Source organism: Rhizobacter sp. P1_G5 (genome assembly GCF_056405435.1).
Window position 1 is genome coordinate 1 of the sequence record NZ_JBFUCB010001148.1, and the last position, 714, is coordinate 714.

Below are 714 nucleotides of genomic sequence, written 5' to 3' on the forward strand. Positions count from 1 at the left end.
GATGCCGCCCAGTGAGGTCGCGCTCGAGGCAGGCTTCGCACACCAGAGTCACATGGCGCGCTGCATGCGCCGGCTGCTCGGCGTCACCCCGACGCTGGTGAGCCGGGGCGCCTGATCGGACCAGGACATGCACGGAACGACGCCATTGCGGGCTCGCATCTTGGCCGTTCCCGACCTTCAAGGCATGCTCGAGCCTTACCGCCAGGAGACCCATGTGCGCAAAGCCCGATCACGCGAAGCAGGCCGCAGATGAACGGCGACATCGTCACCATCGAGGAGCTGAACTCTCTGACGGGAGACAGCCGCCTGGCGCTGCGCGGTGTCAAGCGCGGCGAAGACGGCATGGACTTCCATGCCCTGGCACTCGAGGCCAGAACGCCGACAGGATGGGCTCAAACCGCCGTCATCACGGAGGAGCAGTTCCAGGGCGCGCACCCGAATCGCCGGTGGGTGTCGAGCCTGCACAGCTTCCTGCCGAGTGCCGGCACGGCCATCATCCAGGTCGGCGAAGGGAGCCGGCCGATGCATCCGACCGGCGTCACGCTGATTCACTACTCGTGGCGGCGATGGGATGTCGTTCAGAACGTCGAGTTGGCCCGGCTCAAGGATTGCGCCGGCCCATTCGATCCTCTGTAGCCAGCTTGGACCGCGCACGAAATGTCCGCTCGATGAGGCCTTCGGCGATCGGCGCTTTCCAAGACGCCGCCGCCAAAC

Annotated in this window: 2 protein-coding genes; both read left to right on the top strand. The window is 66.1% G+C overall.

The genetic code is table 11. The annotated features are described in order from the left end of the window. On the top strand, positions 1–115 hold a 115-nt coding region (locus tag AC1D12_RS34645; RefSeq protein WP_477845574.1), incomplete at its 5' end, for an AraC family transcriptional regulator. A gap of 134 nt (positions 116–249) precedes the next feature. Then, positions 250–636 (top strand): hypothetical protein, encoded by a 387-nt coding sequence (locus AC1D12_RS34650; RefSeq protein ID WP_047507495.1) that lies wholly within the window; start codon positions 250–252, stop codon positions 634–636. The last annotated feature ends 78 nt before the right edge of the window (positions 637–714 follow it).

Excerpts from the sequence above, each read along its gene's own strand:
- AC1D12_RS34650 (WP_047507495.1), top strand. The coding sequence starts at position 250 with ATGAACGGCGACATCGTCACCATCGAGGAGCTGAACTCTCTGACGGGA.